16 protein-coding genes are annotated in these 18,082 nt (G+C 61.3%); 12 read left to right on the top strand and 4 right to left on the bottom strand.

Going from position 1 to position 18,082, the window contains the following annotated elements:
* Positions 1-436 precede the first annotated feature (436 nt).
* The 3 genes from J4D28_RS13435 (at position 437) to J4D28_RS13425 (ending at position 3,895) form a co-directional block, all read left to right on the top strand.
* Entirely contained in the window at positions 437-2,431 is a 1,995-nt protein-coding gene (locus J4D28_RS13435) for a nucleoside-diphosphate sugar epimerase/dehydratase (protein WP_009050161.1), read from the top strand.
* Between the two features lie 112 nt (positions 2,432-2,543).
* A complete protein-coding gene (locus J4D28_RS13430) occupies positions 2,544-2,876 on the top strand; it encodes a helix-hairpin-helix domain-containing protein (RefSeq protein WP_009050160.1) in 333 nt (110 codons plus the stop codon).
* A 224-nt stretch (positions 2,877-3,100) separates the two neighbouring features.
* Positions 3,101-3,895 (top strand): SDR family oxidoreductase, encoded by a 795-nt coding sequence (locus J4D28_RS13425; RefSeq protein WP_103331009.1) that lies wholly within the window; start codon positions 3,101-3,103, stop codon positions 3,893-3,895.
* A gap of 28 nt (positions 3,896-3,923) precedes the next feature.
* Here J4D28_RS13425 and J4D28_RS13420 read toward each other — a convergent pair whose 3' ends face one another.
* Entirely contained in the window at positions 3,924-4,490 is a 567-nt protein-coding gene (locus J4D28_RS13420; RefSeq protein WP_103331008.1) for a TetR/AcrR family transcriptional regulator, read from the bottom strand.
* Between the two features lie 196 nt (positions 4,491-4,686).
* Here J4D28_RS13420 and J4D28_RS13415 point away from each other — a divergent pair, with 196 nt between their 5' ends.
* Positions 4,687-5,340 (top strand): GntR family transcriptional regulator, encoded by a 654-nt coding sequence (locus tag J4D28_RS13415; protein ID WP_103331013.1) that lies wholly within the window; start codon positions 4,687-4,689, stop codon positions 5,338-5,340.
* A 15-nt stretch (positions 5,341-5,355) separates the two neighbouring features.
* Positions 5,356-6,207, top strand: a complete 852-nt coding sequence (locus J4D28_RS13410; RefSeq protein WP_103331007.1) for a DUF1989 domain-containing protein — start codon at positions 5,356-5,358, stop codon at positions 6,205-6,207.
* 67 nt (positions 6,208-6,274) lie between these two features.
* Here J4D28_RS13410 and J4D28_RS13405 read toward each other — a convergent pair whose 3' ends face one another.
* Together J4D28_RS13405 and eat are read right to left on the bottom strand one after the other, a co-directional pair.
* Entirely contained in the window at positions 6,275-6,442 is a 168-nt protein-coding gene (locus J4D28_RS13405) for a DUF2897 family protein (protein WP_009050155.1), read from the bottom strand.
* 178 nt (positions 6,443-6,620) lie between these two features.
* Positions 6,621-7,985 carry an ethanolamine permease gene (eat, locus tag J4D28_RS13400; RefSeq protein ID WP_103331012.1) on the bottom strand — a complete coding sequence of 455 codons (1,365 nt, stop codon included), beginning with the start codon at positions 7,983-7,985 and terminating at the stop codon, positions 6,621-6,623.
* A gap of 397 nt (positions 7,986-8,382) precedes the next feature.
* Here eat and kdpF point away from each other — a divergent pair, with 397 nt between their 5' ends.
* The 6 genes from kdpF (at position 8,383) to J4D28_RS13370 (ending at position 16,482) form a co-directional block, all read left to right on the top strand.
* The gene (gene kdpF / locus J4D28_RS13395) at positions 8,383-8,472 is read left to right on the top strand and encodes a K(+)-transporting ATPase subunit F (RefSeq protein WP_007899818.1); all 90 of its coding nucleotides are present in this window, start codon (positions 8,383-8,385) and stop codon (positions 8,470-8,472) included.
* A gap of 8 nt (positions 8,473-8,480) precedes the next feature.
* The gene (kdpA, locus tag J4D28_RS13390; protein ID WP_009050153.1) at positions 8,481-10,190 is read left to right on the top strand and encodes a potassium-transporting ATPase subunit KdpA; all 1,710 of its coding nucleotides are present in this window, start codon (positions 8,481-8,483) and stop codon (positions 10,188-10,190) included.
* Positions 10,191-10,245: 55 nt separating this feature from the next.
* Positions 10,246-12,303: a potassium-transporting ATPase subunit KdpB gene (gene kdpB / locus J4D28_RS13385; protein WP_016704353.1), complete on the top strand. Its 2,058-nt coding sequence runs from the start codon at positions 10,246-10,248 to the stop codon at positions 12,301-12,303.
* Positions 12,304-12,417: 114 nt separating this feature from the next.
* Positions 12,418-12,969 (top strand): potassium-transporting ATPase subunit KdpC, encoded by a 552-nt coding sequence (gene kdpC, locus J4D28_RS13380; RefSeq protein ID WP_029527096.1) that lies wholly within the window; start codon positions 12,418-12,420, stop codon positions 12,967-12,969.
* 52 nt (positions 12,970-13,021) lie between these two features.
* Complete coding sequence (locus J4D28_RS13375; RefSeq protein ID WP_103331006.1) at positions 13,022-15,673, top strand: sensor histidine kinase KdpD; 2,652 nt, start codon at positions 13,022-13,024, stop codon at positions 15,671-15,673.
* A gap of 113 nt (positions 15,674-15,786) precedes the next feature.
* Positions 15,787-16,482 carry a response regulator gene (locus tag J4D28_RS13370; RefSeq protein WP_009050149.1) on the top strand — a complete coding sequence of 232 codons (696 nt, stop codon included), beginning with the start codon at positions 15,787-15,789 and terminating at the stop codon, positions 16,480-16,482.
* A gap of 19 nt (positions 16,483-16,501) precedes the next feature.
* On the opposite strand, the gene J4D28_RS13365 is transcribed toward J4D28_RS13370, so the two are convergent.
* On the bottom strand, positions 16,502-17,542 hold the full coding sequence (locus J4D28_RS13365; protein WP_007931359.1) for a patatin-like phospholipase family protein: 1,041 nt from the start codon (positions 17,540-17,542) through the stop codon (positions 16,502-16,504).
* Positions 17,543-17,783: 241 nt separating this feature from the next.
* Here J4D28_RS13365 and J4D28_RS13360 point away from each other — a divergent pair, with 241 nt between their 5' ends.
* A complete protein-coding gene (locus J4D28_RS13360; RefSeq protein WP_009050148.1) occupies positions 17,784-18,062 on the top strand; it encodes a hypothetical protein in 279 nt (92 codons plus the stop codon).
* The last annotated feature ends 20 nt before the right edge of the window (positions 18,063-18,082 follow it).

Below are 18,082 nucleotides of genomic sequence, written 5' to 3'. Positions count from 1 at the left end.
GGGGTGTATTATTTTTTACCATAGTTTGAATAAGGTTGATGGTTTATAAAGATTTAAGGTGCATTTTGTTAATATGAAAAAAACAGATAGGGTTTAAATTGGGTTGTCCCACAATTTAGTATTAATTAACACTGGCCTTTTTTGCTGTAGCCACGGCTACTAGACTTTTTTTGTATGGCTCATTGAGGACGCTGCAATTTAACTGGGTAAGTTTTTAGTTTGTTTCAGAGGGTGATAATATCGGTAGGCTGTAACTCTGGCTCTGTCTTTGCGGTAAGGACTGCCTGTATTTTGTTGCAAATAGTGGCATTGTGCTGTTGGGCTGGGTCTCCAGGACGGAGGGTAGACATCTGGTGTCAAAAGGCTAGGTTCGATTTGACCTTATAGTACAATGGTAGAGGATTCGAGAGGGATCAAACCAACCCGGTTGAGGTATATGGATAAAATACGTGTTTTTTTGCTAGGCCTACCTCGCAGACAAAAAAGGCTGATTCAGGTCTTTGCAGACATTGTCCTGGTTTGGGTTGCGCTCTGGTTGGCGTTTATAGTAAGGCTAGGCATTGATGAGATGGTCAACCCCTTAAAAATACATCTCTGGCTGTTCCTCTGCGCTCCTCTCGTTGCAATTCCACTTTTCATCCGTTTTGGTATGTACCGGGCCGTCATGCGCTATTTTGGTAATGATGCGCTTATTGCCATTATCAAGGCTGTCAGTCTTTCATCACTCATTTTGGCAGTCATTGTCTATTGGTACAGCAACCACTCGGCCGTAGTCCCTCGCTCCATCATCTTCAATTACTGGTGGTTAAGCCTCGTCATCATCGGCGGCCTACGCCTCTGCATGCGCCAATATTTTATGGGCGACTGGTTCACCGCAGCCCAACACGTGCCGTTTACCAATCGCGACGATGGTCTGACCAAGGTCGCCATTTATGGTGCTGGCGTTGCAGGCAACCAGCTGGTTGCGGCGCTGCGCATGGGGCGGGTAATGCGTCCTGTGGCTTTTGTCGATGATGATCCGAGTATCGCGGATCGCTCCATTTCCGGTTTGCAGGTTTACAAGCCCAAACACATCCAGCAGATGATTGAAGTAACCGGTGCCCAGGAGATTCTCTTGGCATTGCCGTCGTCGACTCGTGCGCGACGTCGGGAAATTCTCAACCTGCTTGAGGGCTTTCCGCTCCATGTGCGTAGTGTTCCGAACTTCACCGATTTGGCCAGCGGGCGGGTGAAGGTCGACGATATTCAGGAAGTTGATATCGCAGACTTGCTGGGGCGCGACGCTGTACCTGCTCAGCCTGACTTGCTGGCCCGTTGTATCAAGGGCAAGACGGTTCTGGTGACCGGCGCAGGTGGTTCGATCGGGGCCGAACTCTGCCGGCAGATTTTTTCGTTGGGGCCGACCACGCTCCTGTTGTTCGATCACAGTGAGTTCAATCTCTACAACATCCTGTCGGAACTCGAGCAGCGTCTCTCCCGCGAGTCGTCGCCTGTTCGGTTGCTGCCCATTCTTGGCTCGATTCGCAATCCGCATAAGCTGCTGGATGTGATGAAGACCTGGAATGTCGATACGGTTTATCACGCGGCGGCTTACAAGCATGTGCCGATGGTCGAGCACAATATCGCCGAAGGCGTGCTGAACAACGTGATGGGAACGCTCAACACTGCTCAGGCCGCATTACAGGCCGGGGTCGCCAATTTCGTGCTGATTTCCACCGACAAGGCGGTGCGCCCAACCAATGTGATGGGGAGCACCAAACGTCTCGCTGAGTTGACCCTGCAGGCTCTAAGTCGTGAAATCGCCCCGGTGTTGTTTGGGGACAAAGCCAACGTATCGCGTGTCAACAAAACCCGTTTCACCATGGTGCGTTTTGGCAATGTGCTGGGGTCTTCAGGCTCGGTAATTCCGTTGTTTCATAGCCAGATCAAATCTGGCGGCCCACTGACCGTTACCCATCCAAAGATCACTCGTTACTTCATGACCATCCCCGAGGCGGCGCAACTGGTGATTCAGGCCGGTTCCATGGGGCAGGGCGGCGATGTGTTCGTGTTGGACATGGGCGAGCCGGTGAGGATTGTCGAGCTGGCCGAGAAGATGATTCACCTCTCCGGGTTGAGTATTCGTTCGGAGAGGAACCCCCAGGGCGACATCGCCATCGAGTTCACGGGCTTGCGCCCGGGCGAAAAGCTTTACGAAGAGTTACTGATTGGCGACAACGTTTCTGCCACTCAGCATCCGATGATCATGAGCGCCAATGAGGATCATCTGCCTTGGGACTTGCTGAAAGCCAAGCTGGCGGAATTGCTGGCGGCCGTTGAGCAGGATGACTATTCCAGGGTTCGACAACTGCTGCGCGAGACTGTCAGCGGTTACACCCCGGATGGCGATATTGTCGACTGGATTTACCAGCAGCGTCGCCTCGAACCCTGAATTTACATACGTTGTAACCCAGTCACTTTTGACTTGCCCGTGGCACCGCCTAGGTTTGGAGAGCAGCTTTGGAAAAGCTGCTTTTCCTAATCGATGTCATGGAGTGTCACTTATGCGTATCGCTTATTTCCCTTCTCTGGTCTTCGCTCTGATGGCCAGTCTTTCTTCCATTACCTACGCAGCACCTGCGGTCAATACCGAGGCCAAGGCTCCGGCAGCGGCGCAGGTGGCCTCTTCGGAGCAAGCAGGCAGGATTGATTTGAACACTGCCGATGCAGCGGCCTTGCAGCGTGAGCTGTCCGGCGTTGGTGCGGTCAAGGCGCAGGCGATTGTTAAATATCGTGAGAGCAATGGACCTTTTACCTCGGTGGACGAACTGCTCGAGGTCAAGGGCATCGGCAAGGCGATTCTGGAAAGCAACCGGGAAAAGTTGAAGGTCAACTGACGCTTCAATTCATGCGCAAGGCCGATCAGTGATCGGCCTTGCGTTTTTCGGGTTCTAGCGCGCAAAACACCATAAGCAGGATTGCGCCATTCAATGTTGTCTATCGCTTCGATAGAATTATGATCGTAATATTTTATTGAATTATGACTATAATCAAATCGCTTCCCAAGCAGCGTATCAATTCCTTGTCTTTCCCTTCTCAAGCACTTTTCTGGAGAGCCGTTATGAACTCGATTTCCCCCAAGGGGCTGGCACTTGTCACCGGTGCTTCATCTGGCATCGGTGCGGTTTATGCCGAGCGGTTGGCCGCTCGTGGTTACGATTTGTTGCTGGTTGCGCGAGATGAGCAGCGCCTGCAGACCGCGGCTACCCGGCTGCGGGCCGAGCACAAGGTGCAGGTTGAAGTGTTGAAAGCCGATCTGACGCTCAAGGCTGATGTGCTGAAGGTCGAGCAGCGTTTGCGTTCCGACTCGAGTATCAGTCTGTTGCTGAACAATGCCGGTATCGCTGCCGACGGAAGTCTGGCCGTTGCCGACACGGATCAGTTGGAGGCGATGATCCAGCTCAATGTGATCGCGGTCACTCGTCTGGCTGCCGCTGCTGCCGCCAGCTTTTCGGCAGCGGGAAGAGGGGCGATCATCAATATCGCTTCGGTGGTGGCGCTGATTCCCGAGCGTTTTAATGCGACCTACAGTGCGACCAAGGCCTATGTCCTGAGCCTGACTCAGTCGCTTGCTGCGGAACTGGACGGTAAAGGCGTGCAGGTCCAGGCGGTATTGCCCGGGGTAACCCGCACTGAGATCTGGGAGCGCTCGGGCATCGACGCCCAGGGGATTCCAGCTGAAATGGTTATGGATGCCACCGAGATGGTGGATGCGGCTCTGGCCGGTTTTGATCAGGGTGAGTTGATCACCATCCCCTCGCTACCCGACTCGGCTGATTGGGACGACTTCGTGGCTGCGCGTTTTGCCCTGGGGCCCAACCTGTCGAAAAGCAGCGCGGCTGCTCGCTACAAATAACCGTGTCGAGGTCGGAGGGTGGTGCGGTTCACTCCGCCTGCCCATCCTGCTTTTTCAGATGCTCGCGTGTTACCTCCAGTATCCGTTTGGCCAGGTCGGGGTTCTCGACACTGCGTGACAGCACCAGGGCCCCGACCAGGGTCGACATGATCACCAGGCTCTGGTCGGCGGCATTTTCTCCTTCGAGATTGGCCTCTACCTGCGCGAGTCGGGCATTGAGCACTGCATCGGTGGTGGGACTGGCTTGCCCGCGCAGGCCCAGTTCCGAAGACATGGTGGGCAGCGGGCAGCCTTGACCGGGAGAGGTCTGATGCCACTCGGACAGGTAGCTGTCGATAAAGGCCTGCAGTGGCTGTTCCTGGGCAAACAGTGTGGCGCAGTGGGCATCAAGTTCTGTGGCCGCAGCCTGCAGGGCTTTTTCGACCAGATCATCCTTGGATTTGAAATGCGAGTAGAAACCGCCATGGGTCAGGCCCAGGGCTTTCATCAGTGGTTGCAGGCCTGTCGCACCGATACCGTCGCGCCGAAAGCGCTCGGCGGCTTCCTTGATGATGCGTTGATGGGTTTGGGCTTTATGGTCTTGCGAGTAACGCATCGGGGAAGTCTCCACAGCTAGGGAGTCATCTTACCCAAGGTTGACGGGAGGGGGATTGCACTTTTAACCCCAGAAACCTCATTTTCCCTACTGAATGACTAGAAAGTCATGGTTTGCCGGCGAGCCCAGTATCAGTTGGCATGAATAGTGATCATTGGATATCCATAGATTGTTCAACAATCGCAAGGCGATATTCATGAGCAACGTATTGTCCCTGGCTGACCAGATAACCCTGGAGTTACGTGCCGATATCATCGGCGGTCGCCTGTTGCCGGGCATGGCCCTGGTGGAAGGCGATCTGGTGTCCACCTACAACGCCTCGCGCAACACCATCCGCGAGGCCTTGCATCGTCTGGGGCAGGAAGGCCTGACGCGCTACGCACGCAACAAGGGCGTCACGGTGCGACAGTTGGGGATCGATGAAGTGCGTGACCTGTTCCAGGTGCGTCGTACCCTGGAGTTACAGGCCATTGCCTCCAGCAAACCGTTGCGCGACTACCAGTCCGATCGAATGCTCGAGGCTATCGAGGCCAGCGAACTCGCCCGTGAGCGCGAGGACTGGCGCTCGGTAGGTACCCACAGCCTGGCGTTTCATCAACACATCGTCGGGCTGATGCGTAGCCCCTTGTTCGACGAGTTCTTCACCAACGTCGTGGCGCAGCTGCGCCTGGTGTTCTGTGCCGCCCCTGACGAGCAGCATTTCCAGTCCCCCTGGTTGGCTCGGGACCGGCAGATCCATGACTTGCTCGCCGATGGCGACAAGCAGGCCGCCGGCGAGACCCTGGCGGTTTACCTGGACGATTCCGAACGGCTGTTGCTCGACATTCTCAGCCACTCTTCCCGCCACTGATCGAGGGTTTCAACCATGTACAAGGACTATCCCGCGGCTTATCAGGTCAGCAAAGGCTCGGCCCTGCAGGTGGACACGGCCTTTTATGAGCGGGTCCGCGACAGCAAGGACCAACGCACCTTGATCGAGCAATTCGAGGTACCGATCCGCACCGCGCGGGCCTGGCATGTGCCGGCCGGACATGTGTTCCGGGTGACCACGCCGGCCGGCCCACAGGTCGGGGACTTCAACGTTTGGAGTGCCAACGACCCGCGGGAGCGTTTGTGGGCGGCGCGTACCCGGCAGTTGCAGGGCGCGCATGTCAGTACTCATGATCGGTTGTGGTCGAACCTGCCGTTCCTGCGGCCGCTGGTGACCATTACCGATGACAGCCTGGCCGGTTACGGTATCGACGAGCATGGCGGGCGTTTGCACGACCTGCTCGGCACGCGCTGCGATCCCTACGTGAACCGCATGCTCACCGGGGAGGACTTCCATCACCATTGCCACTCCAACCTCACGCGCGCGGTCCTGCCCCACGGCCTGACCGAGTTCGATGTGCACGACGTGCTGAACATCTTCCAGTGCACCGGGCTCAATCACGACGACATGTATTTCATGAAGGCCTGTCCTGCGCAGAAGGGCGATTACCTGGAGTTCTTTGCCGAAATCGATCTGTTGTGTGCGCTGTCGACCTGCCCGGGCGGCGACCTGTCGTTGCCCATGTGGGGGCCGGAGGCCCAGGACCCGCTCAGTGTCTGCCGGCCATTGGGCGTGGAAATCTATCGGCTCGACGAGGCGTTGCTCGAAGGCTGGAGCCAGCCAGAGCGGGCTGCCTACAAAGGCTTGCATGGCCTGCAGATCACCAAGGCAGCCTGGGAGAAATAATGCCGTTGAGGAAATAAAAAGCCCCGCCATTGTGTGAAGGGCGGGGCTGTTCGATCGGGTTATCCAGTCAGCGGTCCTGCGCGTCCTTGGCGTCCGCTTCCGCGTTGCGCTCAGCAACGCGCTTGCGTTGCTCATCGGTCAGTTCCACCTTGTTGGCGGTGTCGCGCAACATCATCAGACCGCCGACGATCGAGCCGATTGCAACGATCAGAATCAACCAGGCATACCAGGGCATAGGGCTCTCCTTGAGGGCATACCGGCGGGCGAGGAGTTTCGCCCGTCAAGCTGCCATACCACTTCGAGTTACAGCGTTTCGCAGTGGTTCCATTGTAGGCCCGATCTGCCCCGGTAACCTCTCTTGCATCAATCTTCCGTGCGGCTACGCAAGCCAATTACAGAGGCATGCTACTCACTCAGAGCCCGGTCAGCATCGCATCCGCTGGCGCATTGGCACGCAGTTGTGCGGTCAGTTGGAAGTAGACGAAACCGGCGGCCATGAAACCGAGGAAGATCAGGCCGATCAGGCTGTTGAACCAGGCCATGGCCACCAGGCAGACCACGGCCAGCGCCAGGGCAATGGCCGGGACCAGCGGGTAGCCCGGGGCGCGAAAGGTGCGTTCCAGGTGCGGCTCGACTTTGCGCAGCTTGAACAGACTGAGCATGCTCATGATGTACATCACGATGGCGCCGAATACGGCCATGGTGATCATCGCCGCGGTCAGGGTCATGCCGCCCAGGTTGATCAGGCCATCGCTGTAGATGGCGGCGATGCCGATCAGGCCGCCGGCGATGATGGCGCGGTGTGGCGTCTGGAAGCGCGACAGCTTGGCCAGCGACGCCGGCAGATAGCCGGCGCGGGCGAGGGCGAAGAACTGCCGCGAGTAGCCAAGAATGATGCCGTGGAAGCTCGCCACCAGGCCGAACAGGCCGATCCATACCAGCATGTGCAGCCAGCCGGAGTTGTCCCCGACCACGGCTTTCATGGCCTGGGGCAGCGGGTCGTTGATGTTCGACAGGGTGCGCCAGTCGCCCACGCCGCCGGCGAAGAACATCACGCCCATGGCCAGCAGCACCAGGGTCAGAATGCCGCTGATGTAGGCCTTGGGGATGGTGCGTTTCGGATCCTTGGCTTCCTCGGCGGCCATGGCTGCGCCTTCGATGGCGAGGAAGAACCAGATGGCGAATGGAATCGCCGCGAACATCCCGGCAATCGCCGGCGCGCTGAAGGTGTCCGAACCCGCCCAGCCGTTGAGGGCGAAGTTGCTGAAGCTGAAGGCCGGCGCGACCACGCCCATGAACACCAGCAGTTCCGCCACCGCCAGTACGCAGACCACCAGCTCGAAGGTGGCGGCGAGTTTGACCCCGAGAATGTTCAGCCCCATGAACACGATATAGGCGCCGACCGCCGCATGCTTCGGGTCCAGGGCCGGGAACTGCACATTCAGGTAGGCACCGATTGCCAGGGCGATGGCCGGTGGCGCGAAGACGAATTCGATCAGGGTCGCCAGCCCGGCGATCAGCCCGCCTTTTTCACCGAAGGCCCGGCGGCTGTAGGCAAAGGGCCCGCCGGCATGGGGAATGGCGGTGGTCAGCTCGGTGAAGCTGAAGATGAAACAGGTGTACATGGCCGCGACCATCAGTGAGGTCAGCAGAAAGCCCAGGGTGCCGGCGACACCCCAGCCATAACTCCAGCCGAAGTACTCCCCGGAGATCACCAGCCCGACCGCGATCCCCCATAAATGCAGCGTGCCCAGCGTTGGTTTGAGTTGTGTGTTCATGCGTGGCTCCCGGAACGGAAAGAAGTGCTCGAGGCTGCTCACTGCACCGCTCATGCCAGAGCGAAAACGGGCGTCGTAAAGCGCCAGAAGCTGTCGTATCGAGGATGTTTCCAGTTGTTTCTGGGCTGAAGGTGTCTGGATTGGTGCACAGCCGTGCAACAGAGAAGGGCGGCGTCCGGGCATGTTCCTTCATGGATTGTGCCTGCCGTTGCAGCAAGACTTCCCGCGATGGCTGCCGTCTCCTCCCCAGGCCACGCCGATGGCCGGTGTAAATCCCGCGTAAAGCCTTTCTTTACGCTTTCTTTATGCGCCGCCCACGCCCTCGATCTCGTTCCTTTACAGCCTCCCTGCGGACAATGCCCCACACGCGGCGATTGCCGTACGACGGAGAGATTCCATGAGCGTTCTGGACGGGGTGTCCCTGCTGCTGGCAGTGGGGCTGTTCATTTATCTGCTGGTTGCGCTGTTGCGCGCGGATCGGAACTAGGAGCGGCTATGCACAGTTATGACTATTGGCTGATCCTCGGCTTCTTTGCCTTGGTGCTGCTGCCCGCGCCTTTCCTGGGGCGGTTCTACTACAAGGTGATGGAGGGCCAGCGTACTTGGCTGACGCCGCTGTTGGGGCCGGTGGAGCGCGCCTGTTACCGGCTTTCGGGCGTCGATGCGCAGAGCGAACAGAGCTGGCAGAAGTACACCCTGGCCTTGCTTGCGTTCAACCTGGCCGGCTTTCTGTTGCTGTTCACGATTCTGTTGTTCCAGGACCATTTGCCGCTCAACCCGCAGAACCTGCCGGGGCAGGAGTGGACGCTGGCGTTCAACACCGCGGTCAGCTTCATGACCAACACCAACTGGCAGTCCTACAGCGGTGAAGCCTCGCTGAGCTACCTGAGCCAGATGATCGGCCTGACCGTGCAGAACTTTGTCAGCGCCGCCACCGGCCTGGCCGTGCTGGTTGCCCTGTGCCGCGGCATCGGCCGGCGCTCGGCGCAGACCCTGGGCAACTTCTGGGTCGACATGACCCGCGCCACCCTCTACGGCCTGCTGCCGCTGTGCCTGCTGCTGGCATTGTTCCTGGTCTGGCAGGGCGTACCACAAACCTTCGCCCAGTATGTCCACGCCGTGACCTTGCAAGGCGTCGATCAGGTGATTCCACTGGGCCCGGCCGCCAGCCAGATCGCCATCAAGCAACTGGGCACCAACGGCGGGGGCTTCTTTGGCGTCAACTCGGCGCATCCGTTCGAGAACCCGACGGCCTGGAGCAACCTGTTCGAGGTGGCCTCGATCATCCTGATCCCGGTCGCCCTGGTGTTCACCTTCGGCCACTACGTCAAGGACCTGCGCCAGAGCCGGGCGATCATCGCCTGCATGCTGGCGCTGTTCCTGATCGGCGGCGCGACTTCGCTGTGGGCCGAGTACCAGCCCAACCCGACCCTGAACAATGTCGCGGTCGAGCAGACCGCGCCGCTCGAGGGCAAGGAAGCGCGCTTCGGTACCACCGCCACCGTGCTCTGGTCGGTGACCACCACCGCGGCCTCCAACGGTTCGGTCAACGGCATGCATGACAGCCTCAGCCCGCTGAGCGGCATGGTCGCGCTGATCAACATGATGGTCGGCGAAGTGATCTTCGGCGGCGTCGGCGCGGGCCTCTACGGCATGTTGTTGAACGTGCTGATCGCGGTGTTCCTCGCCGGCCTGATGATCGGGCGCACCCCGGAATACCTGGGCAAGAAGCTGCAGGCCAAGGAAGTGCAGTTGCTGGTGGTGACGCTGATGGTGATGCCGGTCGGCGTGCTGGTACTGAGTGCTATCGCCGCGAGCCTGCCGGGGCCGGTGGCAGCGGTGAGCAACCCCGGTGCCCATGGTTTCAGCCAGTTGCTGTACGCCTACACCTCGGCCAGCGCCAACAACGGTTCGGCCTTTGCCGGCCTGGGCGCCAATACCCCGTTCCACAACCTGATGCTGGGCCTGGGCATGTTGATCGGCCGCTTCGGCTACATCCTGCCGGTGCTGGCCCTGGCTGGCAGCCTGGCGCTGAAAAAGACCGCGCCGATCGGCCAGAACAGCTTCCCGACCCATGGCCCGCTGTTCGTCACGCTGCTGACCATGACCATTTTGCTGGTGGGCGGGCTGACCTTTTTGCCGACCCTGGCGCTGGGCCCGATTGCCGACCACTTGAGCTTGGCTGCCTTTGGAATGAAGGGCTGAGGACTTAATGATGAATATGCCTGTTCCTGCCTCCAAGAAGGCTGTAACTGAAAAAATGCCCGGCGCTAAAACCGTGGCCTCGAAACACACGACCGACGAGCAGCAGAAAACCTCGATCGCAGCCCTGTGGCGTCCGGCGCTGGTACAGGCCTTCGTCAAGCTCGACCCGCGCCAGCTGCAACGTTCGCCGGTGATGCTGGTGGTCGAGCTGACCGCGATCCTGACCACAGTACTGTGCCTTGTGCCGGACACTGCGGTGCCGACCTTCGTCGCCGCACAGATCGCTCTCTGGCTGTGGTTCACCGTGCTGTTCGCCAACTTCGCCGAAGCGCTGGCCGAAGGGCGTGGCAAGGCCCGCGCCGACAGCCTCAAGGCCGGCAGCGAAGGCCTGAGTGCACGCCTGAAGAAAGCCGATGGCAGCTTCCAGGTGATCCCCGCCGCCAATCTGCGCAAAGGCGACGTGGTGCGAGTCGAAGCCGGGGAGATGATCCCCGGTGACGGTGAAGTCATCGAAGGCATTGCCGCGGTCAACGAAGCGGCGATCACCGGCGAGTCGGCGCCGGTCATTCGCGAGTCCGGCGGCGATCGCTCGGCCGTGACCGGCAATACGCGTCTGGTGTCCGACTGGTTGCTGGTGCGCATTACCAGCAATCCGGGCGAATCGACCCTCGACCGCATGATCGCCCTGGTGGAAGGCGCCAAGCGCCAGAAGACCCCCAACGAAGTGGCCCTGGACATCCTGCTGATCGGCCTGACCCTGATCTTTCTGATTGTGGTCGTGACCCTGCAGCCGTTCGCTCACTTCGCCAATGGCAGCCTGCCGCTGGTGTTCCTGGTGGCGTTGCTGGTGACCCTGATTCCGACCACCATCGGTGGCTTGCTGTCGGCCATCGGGATCGCCGGGATGGACCGCCTGGTACGGCTGAACGTGATCGCCAAATCCGGGCGCGCGGTGGAAGCGGCGGGTGACGTGCATGTGCTGTTGCTGGACAAGACCGGCACCATCACCTTCGGCAACCGTCGTTGCGCGGCCATCCACTCGGCGCCTGGGGTCAACCATCAGGAAATGGCCGAGGCCACCTTGCTGGCCTCGCTGGCGGACGACACGGCGGAAGGCAAGTCCATCGTCGAATACCTGCGCGGGCTTTATCCACAGCCCGAGCCGGGCGCCGATGCGCTGACCGCCGTGCCGTTCAGTGCTGAAACCCGGCTGTCTGGTGTCGACTATCAGGGGCGGGTCTATCGCAAGGGCGCGGTGGATTCGGTACTGGCTTTCGTCGGTCTGCAACGTGGCGACCTGGCTCCGGCGTTGTCCCGGGAAATCGACAAGATCGCCCAGAGTGGCGGCACGCCGTTGCTGGTGTGCGCCGAGGGCAAGCTGCTTGGCGCCATTCACCTCAAGGACGTGGTCAAGCCCGGTATCCGCGAGCGTTTCGCCGAGCTGCGCAAGCTGGGGATCCGCACTGTGATGGTGACCGGCGATAACCCGCTGACCGCCGCCGCCATTGCTGCGGAGGCCGGGGTGGACGACGTGCTGGCCGAAGCCACGCCGGAGAAAAAGCTGGCGCGCATTCGCCACGAACAGAACGACGGCCGCCTGGTCGCCATGTGCGGCGACGGCGCCAACGACGCCCCGGCGCTGGCCCAGGCCGACGTCGGCATGGCGATGAACGATGGCACCCAGGCGGCGCGCGAAGCGGCGAACATGGTCGACCTCGACAGCGATCCGACCAAGCTGCTGGACGTGGTGCAGATCGGCAAGGAACTGCTGGTGACCCGTGGCGCCCTGACCACCTTTTCCATTGCCAACGACATCGCCAAGTACTTTGCGATCCTGCCGGCGCTGTTCGCGGCGATTTATCCACAGCTCGGCGTGCTCAACGTCATGCAACTGAGCAGCCCGCAGAGCGCGATCCTCTCGGCGATCGTGTTCAACGCCCTGATCATTGTCGTGTTGATTCCGCTGGCCCTGCGCGGGGTGCGGGTGCAGGCGGCCAGCGCGGCCCATCTGCTGCGCCGCAACCTGCTGATCTATGGCCTGGGCGGGATCCTGGTGCCGTTCCTGGGCATCAAGTTGATCGACATGCTGCTGACGGCTTTGCACCTGGTGTAACCGCATCCCTGGAGGCGCGAGCCTACTGGCGAGGCGGTGTCACTGATGCACCGCCAGCAGGCCGGCTCCTGCAGCGTTTGGGGTGAACTTGTTAACCGAATCGAGGATTTGATGATGTCCACTGTATTGCGTCCGGCCCTGAGCCTGATTGTGTTGATGACCCTGATCACGGGCGTGGCCTATCCGCTGGTGGTCACCGGCGTGGCCCAGGTGGCGTTCCCGAAACAGGCCAATGGCAGCCTGGTGCTCGATGGCGTGGGTCAGGTCCGTGGTTCGGCCCTGATCGCCCAGGACTTCAGCGGCGACAGCTGGTTCCACCCGCGTCCATCGGCCGGGGCCTTTGCCACGGTGTCCAGCAGTGCGAGCAACCTGGCGCCGAGCAACCCGGCGCTGGCCACCCGTGTGATCGACGACGCCAACAAGCTGGTGGTACCAGGGCAGGGGCCGGTACCGCTGGCGTTGCTGACGACTTCGGGCAGCGGCCTGGATCCGCACTTGCCACCGGCGGCGATTAACTATCAACTGGCGCGGGTCGCGGCGGCGCGTAACCTGCCGGTCGCCACGCTGCAGCAACTGGTGGACGCTCATGTCGAGCAGCCTCTGGTCGGCCCGCCGGTGGTGAATGTGCTGGCCTTGAACATGGCGCTGGAAAAGCTCGCCCTGTAGCCAGCTGCTACAAGTCTGTATGTCGATGATTTGAGTCCAGAGAGAAAAATGCATGAGTGATTCCGGCCGCGCCGATGCCCTGTTAGCCGATCTGTCCCACGACGGCCGCGGCCGGCTCAAGGTTTTCCTCGGCGCCGCGCCGGGCGTCGGCAAGACCTACGCCATGTTGCAGGCGGCGCACACGCAATTGCGCCAGGGGGTGAAGGTTTTGGCCGGGGTGGTTGAAACCCATGGCCGGGCGGAAACCGAAGCCTTGCTCGGCGGTTTGCCGCAACAGCCGCTGGTGCGTTCCGAATACCGCGGGGTGATGCTCGAAGAGATGGACCTCGACGGTTTGCTCAAGGCCAGACCCAAGCTGGTATTGGTGGACGAGCTGGCCCACACCAACGCCCCAGGCAGCCGGCACGCCAAGCGCTGGCAGGATATCCAGGAGTTGCTGGCGGCCGGTATCGACGTCTTCACCACGGTCAACGTGCAGCACCTGGAAAGCCTCAACGATCAGGTTCGCGGCATTACCGGGGTGCAGGTCCGCGAAACCTTGCCCGACTGGGTGCTGCAGGAAGCCTACGAATTGCTGCTGGTGGACTTGCCACCACGAGAACTGCTGGAGCGCCTGCGCGAAGGCAAGGTGTATGTGCCGGAGCAGGCCCGCGCGGCGATCGATGCGTTCTTCACCCAGACCAACCTCACCGCGCTGCGCGAGTTGGCGATGCAGGCCGCGGCGGCGCAGGTCGACGACGACCTGGCCCAGGGTTATCGCAAGCTCGGGCAGGCCGCGCCAGCGGTGCGCGGGCGCTTGCTGGTAGGGGTCGACGGCGATGCCCAGGCCGAGCGCCTGGTGCGCCATGCCAGCCATGTCGCCCGGCGGCGGCATCTGCCCTGGAGCCTGGTGCATGTGGATAACGGCCGAGTTCCCGACGAGCAATCCCGCCAGCGCCTGCAAAGCGCCCAGCAACTGGCCGAGCGCCTCGGTGGCGAGGTGGTCCTGCTGCGGGCCGGCGAGGTGGCGAAAACCCTGATCCAGCATGCCGCGGAGCGGCGCGCCAGCCTGGTGCTGGTGGGGCAGTCACGCAAGGGCCTGCGTCGCCGTTTGTTCGGTGGCGGTCTGGCGGCGCGCCTGCTGCGCAACGCCCAGGGTCTGGAAATCAACGTGCTCGACAGCGAGGATGAACCCGGCCAGCCGCGCCTGCGGGTGGAACGTTCGCTGGTCTGGTTCGACTACGCCCTGGCGGTGTTGGCGACAATCCTGGCGTCGGGGCTGTCGTGGGCAGTGGCGAGTGTGCTGGCGTTGCCGAATATCTCCCTGGTGTTCCTCGCCGCGGTGCTGCTGGTGGCAGTACGCAGCAGTCTCGGGCCGGCGCTGGTGTGCGCGGCCCTGTCATTCCTGACATACGATTTCCTGTTCATTCCACCGACGTTCTCCTTCGCCATCCAGCGCGAGGAAGACGTGCTGACGCTGTTGTTCTTCCTATTGATGGCGGCCCTGACCGGCAACCTGGCGGCGCGCCAGCGTCGGCAATTGCAGGCATTGCGCGATACCCAGGAAGAAACCAGCGAGCTGCTGGACCTGTCGCGCAAACTCACCGCCGCTACCGACCGGCAGGCGGTGGTCAGTGCCGCGGCGCAGCATCTCAATGGCTGGAAGGAATTGCAGCTGTGCCTGCTCAATCGCGACGGGCAGGGTGGCTGGAAGGTCGAGACGGGCGGGCCCTTGCAGTTTTCCGAGTCCGAGCGGGCTGCCGCCGACTGGGCCTGGCAACACGATCAACCGGCGGGGATGGGCACCGGAACCCTGCCGTTCGGCCGTTGGTGGTGGTGGCCGTTATCCGTCGATGAAGGTCCGCTGGGCTTGCTCGGGGTCTGCCCGAAGGAGGGCGAGGAACTCAACGCTCAGCGTCGACGCCTGTTGAGCGCCTTGAGCCAGCCCCTGGCCCAGGCCTTGGCCCGGGCACAGTTGGCCGAGGACCTGGAAGCGGCGCGCCTGCACGGCGAAACCGAGCAGTTGCGCAGTGCGCTGCTGGCCTCGGTATCCCATGACTTGCGCACGCCGCTGACCTCGATGCGCGGCAGCATCGACAGCCTGCTGGCACTGGGGGAGGCGATCCCCCTGGAAGACCGGCGCGAACTGCTCGAAGGCACGCGCGATGAGGCCGAGCGCCTGGATCGCTACATTCAGAATCTGCTGGACATGACCCGTCTCGGGCATGGGTCATTGAAGTTGGCGCGGGACTGGGTGGCGCCAGCCGATATCGTTGGCAGCGCGCTGAATCGCCTGCGGGTGGTGCTGGCGCCGCTGCGGGTCAGCACCGACCTGCCGGCCGAACTGCCGTTGCTTTTCGTGCATGCGGCGCTGATCGAACAGGCGCTGATCAATGTCCTGGAAAACGCCGCGCGTTTTTCGCCAGCCAACGGCCGCTTGCAACTGAGCGTCGGGACCAGCGACACCGAGTTGCTGTTTGCCGTGAGCGACGAAGGGCCGGGTATTCCGGTGGAGGATCGCCCACGGATTTTCGACATGTTCTACACCGCCGCCCGCGGCGATCGTGGCGGGCAGGGTACCGGCCTGGGGCTGGCGATCTGTCAGGGCATGGTCGGTGCCCATGGTGGGCGCATCACGGTGGGCGAGGGGATCGAGGGGCGTGGCACCTGCATCACCCTGTGCCTGCCGCTGCAGGCGCAACCCGAGCTTGAAGGAGAGGCCTGAGTGCCGGTAAAAAGCTTCAACCCAACGAGGCCAGGAGGGCCGCCCATGTTCTTTACAATCTACAGCGACGCCTGCGCTACTCTTGCGCCACTTATTTGCCTTGAACCGAAACCATGAGCCAGACCGCGACCATCCTGGTCATCGATGACGAACCGCAGATCCGCAAATTCCTGCGCATCAGCCTGGTGTCCCAGGGCTACAAGGTGCTTGAAGCCGGCACCGGCAACGAAGGCCTGGCCCAGGCGGCGTTGAACAAGCCGGACCTGCTGGTACTCGACCTCGGCCTGCCGGACATGGACGGCCAGCAGGTGCTGCGCGAGTTTCGCGAGTGGTCGGGTGTACCGGTGCTGGTGTTGTCGGTGCGGGCCAGCGAAGGGCAGAAGGTCGAAGCGCTGGACGGTGGCGCCAACGACTATGTGACCAAGCCCTTTGGCATCCAGGAGTTCCTGGCGCGTATTCGTGCCTTGTTGCGCCAGGCGCCCGTCGGCGAAGCGCAGGAAGCGGCCTTGAATTTCGGCCCGCTGACCGTGGACCTGGCGTATCGCCGGGTATTGCTCGACGGTGCCGAAGTGGCGCTGACGCGCAAGGAATACGCTGTGTTGGCGCAACTGGCGCGGCACCCGGGCCGGGTGATCACCCAGCAGCAACTGCTCAAGGATATCTGGGGGCCGACGCACACTGAGGACAGTCACTACCTGCGTATCGTGGTCGGCCATCTGCGGCAGAAGCTGGCGGACGATCCGACCCGGCCGCGCTTTATCGTGACCGAGGCCGGCGTGGGCTACCGGTTGCTGGGGGCGGAGGAGTGAGCGGGCTCGTGGCCCTCTTTCAATTCAGCTCGTTCTCGTAGCGGTCCAGGGTGTCGCTGGCAATCTCCCGTCCCAGTGCGATCAGCTCCGGAGCCTTGTAGAACTCGAAGAAGCGGCACACCCGCTTGGGCACGTTGATCAGGATGTCCGGCGGGTAGCCGGCGATCTTGTACTGCGCCAGCGAGGTCTGCATCACCTCGAAGCTCTGGTTGATCAGGTCCAGCAGGGACGCGGGGCCGACGTTATCGATAATGAACGAGCCGGTGGCCGATTTCGGGGCGCCGTCGGTTTCCGGAGCCGCGGCCGGTTGCTGGGCCTCGGGCTCGGCGGATTCGATCCAGGGGTTGCCGATGTCGGCCGCCTCGCTGCGCAGGGCTTCCTGTTCGAGCAGCAGCAGTTGTTCGGCTTGCTTGCGGCGAAAGGGCAGGTGCGAGCCCAGGGAGTTGATCAGGCTGTCGAAGCGGCTCTTGAAGGCGGCGGGGCGCTGGATCACCGGCAACTGGTAACGACGCTGGTTGGTCGAGTTGAGGTTGACGGCGATGATCAGGTCGCAGTGGCTGGAGACCACCGGGACGATCGGTAGCGGGTTGAGCAGGCCGCCGTCCACCAGCATGCGGTTGCCTTGCATGACCGGGGTGAACAGGCTGGGGATCGCCGCCGAAGCCCGCATGGCCTGGTGCAGGCAGCCTTCCTGGAACCAGATTTCCTGCTGGTTGGTCAGGTCGGTGGCCACAGCGGTGTAAGGGATGCGCAGGTCTTCGATATTGATTTCGCCGACGATCTTGCGGATCTGGCCGAATACTTTCTCTCCGCGTATCGCCCCCAGGCGAAAGCTGACGTCTACCAGCCGCAGCACATCCAGATAGTCCAGGCTTTCGATCCAGCTGCGGTAGTCGTCCAGTTTGCCGGCGGCGTAGATGCCACCGACCACCGCCCCCATGGAACAACCTGCGACACAGGCAATGTCGTAACCACGTCTTTCGATTTCTTCAATCACCCCGATGTGGGCGTAACCCCGGGCACCACCAGAGCCCAGGACCAGTGCGACACGCTTCTTCATGACCCGATCCTTCGCCAGACAGGTTTCCACAATGCACCCATCGAGGGTTTCGGTTCAATCACTGATGCCTGCCCGGGCCTTGGGCAAAGGGATTTTTCCACTGTCTTGCCGCATGAGGTTATGCTCGCGCGACTATATTTTCCCTTGACGGGCCAAGGCACTTTTAGCGGCGGCGATCGTCTTAGGTTCACGATTGTTTTTTTGTTCAAGACTGTTTCCCCCCTACTTTGAGGTGTCATTGATGAAAGCCTGGATCTGTCTGCCGTTGATTGCATTGGTACTTGGTGGTTGTGCTGGCAAGACCGCCTATCGCGACAGCTGCGGTACGCAACTGGATGCGGCCTGGCATGAACTGGATCTGGCCAAGGCCGAAGGTTTTGCGGGAACGGTCAGTTATTCCAAAGCCCTGTCGCTGCTGACCGGGGCCAAGACCCAGCAGCAATTCGAAGCCTTCGAGGGCTGCACCAGAAAAGCCGAGAAGGCCCGTTTCTATATTCGTGAGTCGCGCGCCGGCCGCTGATCGCAAGGTCGCCGTTTGCC

The organism is Pseudomonas sp. GW531-T4 (genome assembly GCF_017349615.1).
Taxonomy (GTDB): domain Bacteria; phylum Pseudomonadota; class Gammaproteobacteria; order Pseudomonadales; family Pseudomonadaceae; genus Aquipseudomonas; species Aquipseudomonas chlororaphis_I.
This window is presented reverse-complemented; position numbering and strand designations above follow the sequence as displayed.

Excerpts from the sequence above, each read along its gene's own strand:
- J4D28_RS13370 (WP_009050149.1), top strand. The coding sequence starts at position 15,787 with ATGAGCCAGACCGCGACCATCCTGGTCATCGATGACGAACCGCAGATC.
- eat (WP_103331012.1), bottom strand. The coding sequence starts at position 7,985 with ATGAACACACAACTCAAACCAACGCTGGGCACGCTGCATTTATGGGGG.
- J4D28_RS13410 (WP_103331007.1), top strand. The coding sequence starts at position 5,356 with ATGTACAAGGACTATCCCGCGGCTTATCAGGTCAGCAAAGGCTCGGCC.
- J4D28_RS13420 (WP_103331008.1), bottom strand. The coding sequence starts at position 4,490 with ATGCGTTACTCGCAAGACCATAAAGCCCAAACCCATCAACGCATCATC.
- J4D28_RS13415 (WP_103331013.1), top strand. The coding sequence starts at position 4,687 with ATGAGCAACGTATTGTCCCTGGCTGACCAGATAACCCTGGAGTTACGT.
- J4D28_RS13405 (WP_009050155.1), bottom strand. The coding sequence starts at position 6,442 with ATGCCCTGGTATGCCTGGTTGATTCTGATCGTTGCAATCGGCTCGATC.
- kdpB (WP_016704353.1), top strand. The coding sequence starts at position 10,246 with ATGCCCGGCGCTAAAACCGTGGCCTCGAAACACACGACCGACGAGCAG.
- J4D28_RS13365 (WP_007931359.1), bottom strand. The coding sequence starts at position 17,542 with ATGAAGAAGCGTGTCGCACTGGTCCTGGGCTCTGGTGGTGCCCGGGGT.
- J4D28_RS13425 (WP_103331009.1), top strand. The coding sequence starts at position 3,101 with ATGAACTCGATTTCCCCCAAGGGGCTGGCACTTGTCACCGGTGCTTCA.
- kdpA (WP_009050153.1), top strand. The coding sequence starts at position 8,481 with ATGCACAGTTATGACTATTGGCTGATCCTCGGCTTCTTTGCCTTGGTG.
- J4D28_RS13430 (WP_009050160.1), top strand. The coding sequence starts at position 2,544 with ATGCGTATCGCTTATTTCCCTTCTCTGGTCTTCGCTCTGATGGCCAGT.
- J4D28_RS13375 (WP_103331006.1), top strand. The coding sequence starts at position 13,022 with ATGAGTGATTCCGGCCGCGCCGATGCCCTGTTAGCCGATCTGTCCCAC.
- J4D28_RS13435 (WP_009050161.1), top strand. The coding sequence starts at position 437 with ATGGATAAAATACGTGTTTTTTTGCTAGGCCTACCTCGCAGACAAAAA.
- J4D28_RS13360 (WP_009050148.1), top strand. The coding sequence starts at position 17,784 with ATGAAAGCCTGGATCTGTCTGCCGTTGATTGCATTGGTACTTGGTGGT.
- kdpF (WP_007899818.1), top strand. The coding sequence starts at position 8,383 with ATGAGCGTTCTGGACGGGGTGTCCCTGCTGCTGGCAGTGGGGCTGTTC.
- kdpC (WP_029527096.1), top strand. The coding sequence starts at position 12,418 with ATGTCCACTGTATTGCGTCCGGCCCTGAGCCTGATTGTGTTGATGACC.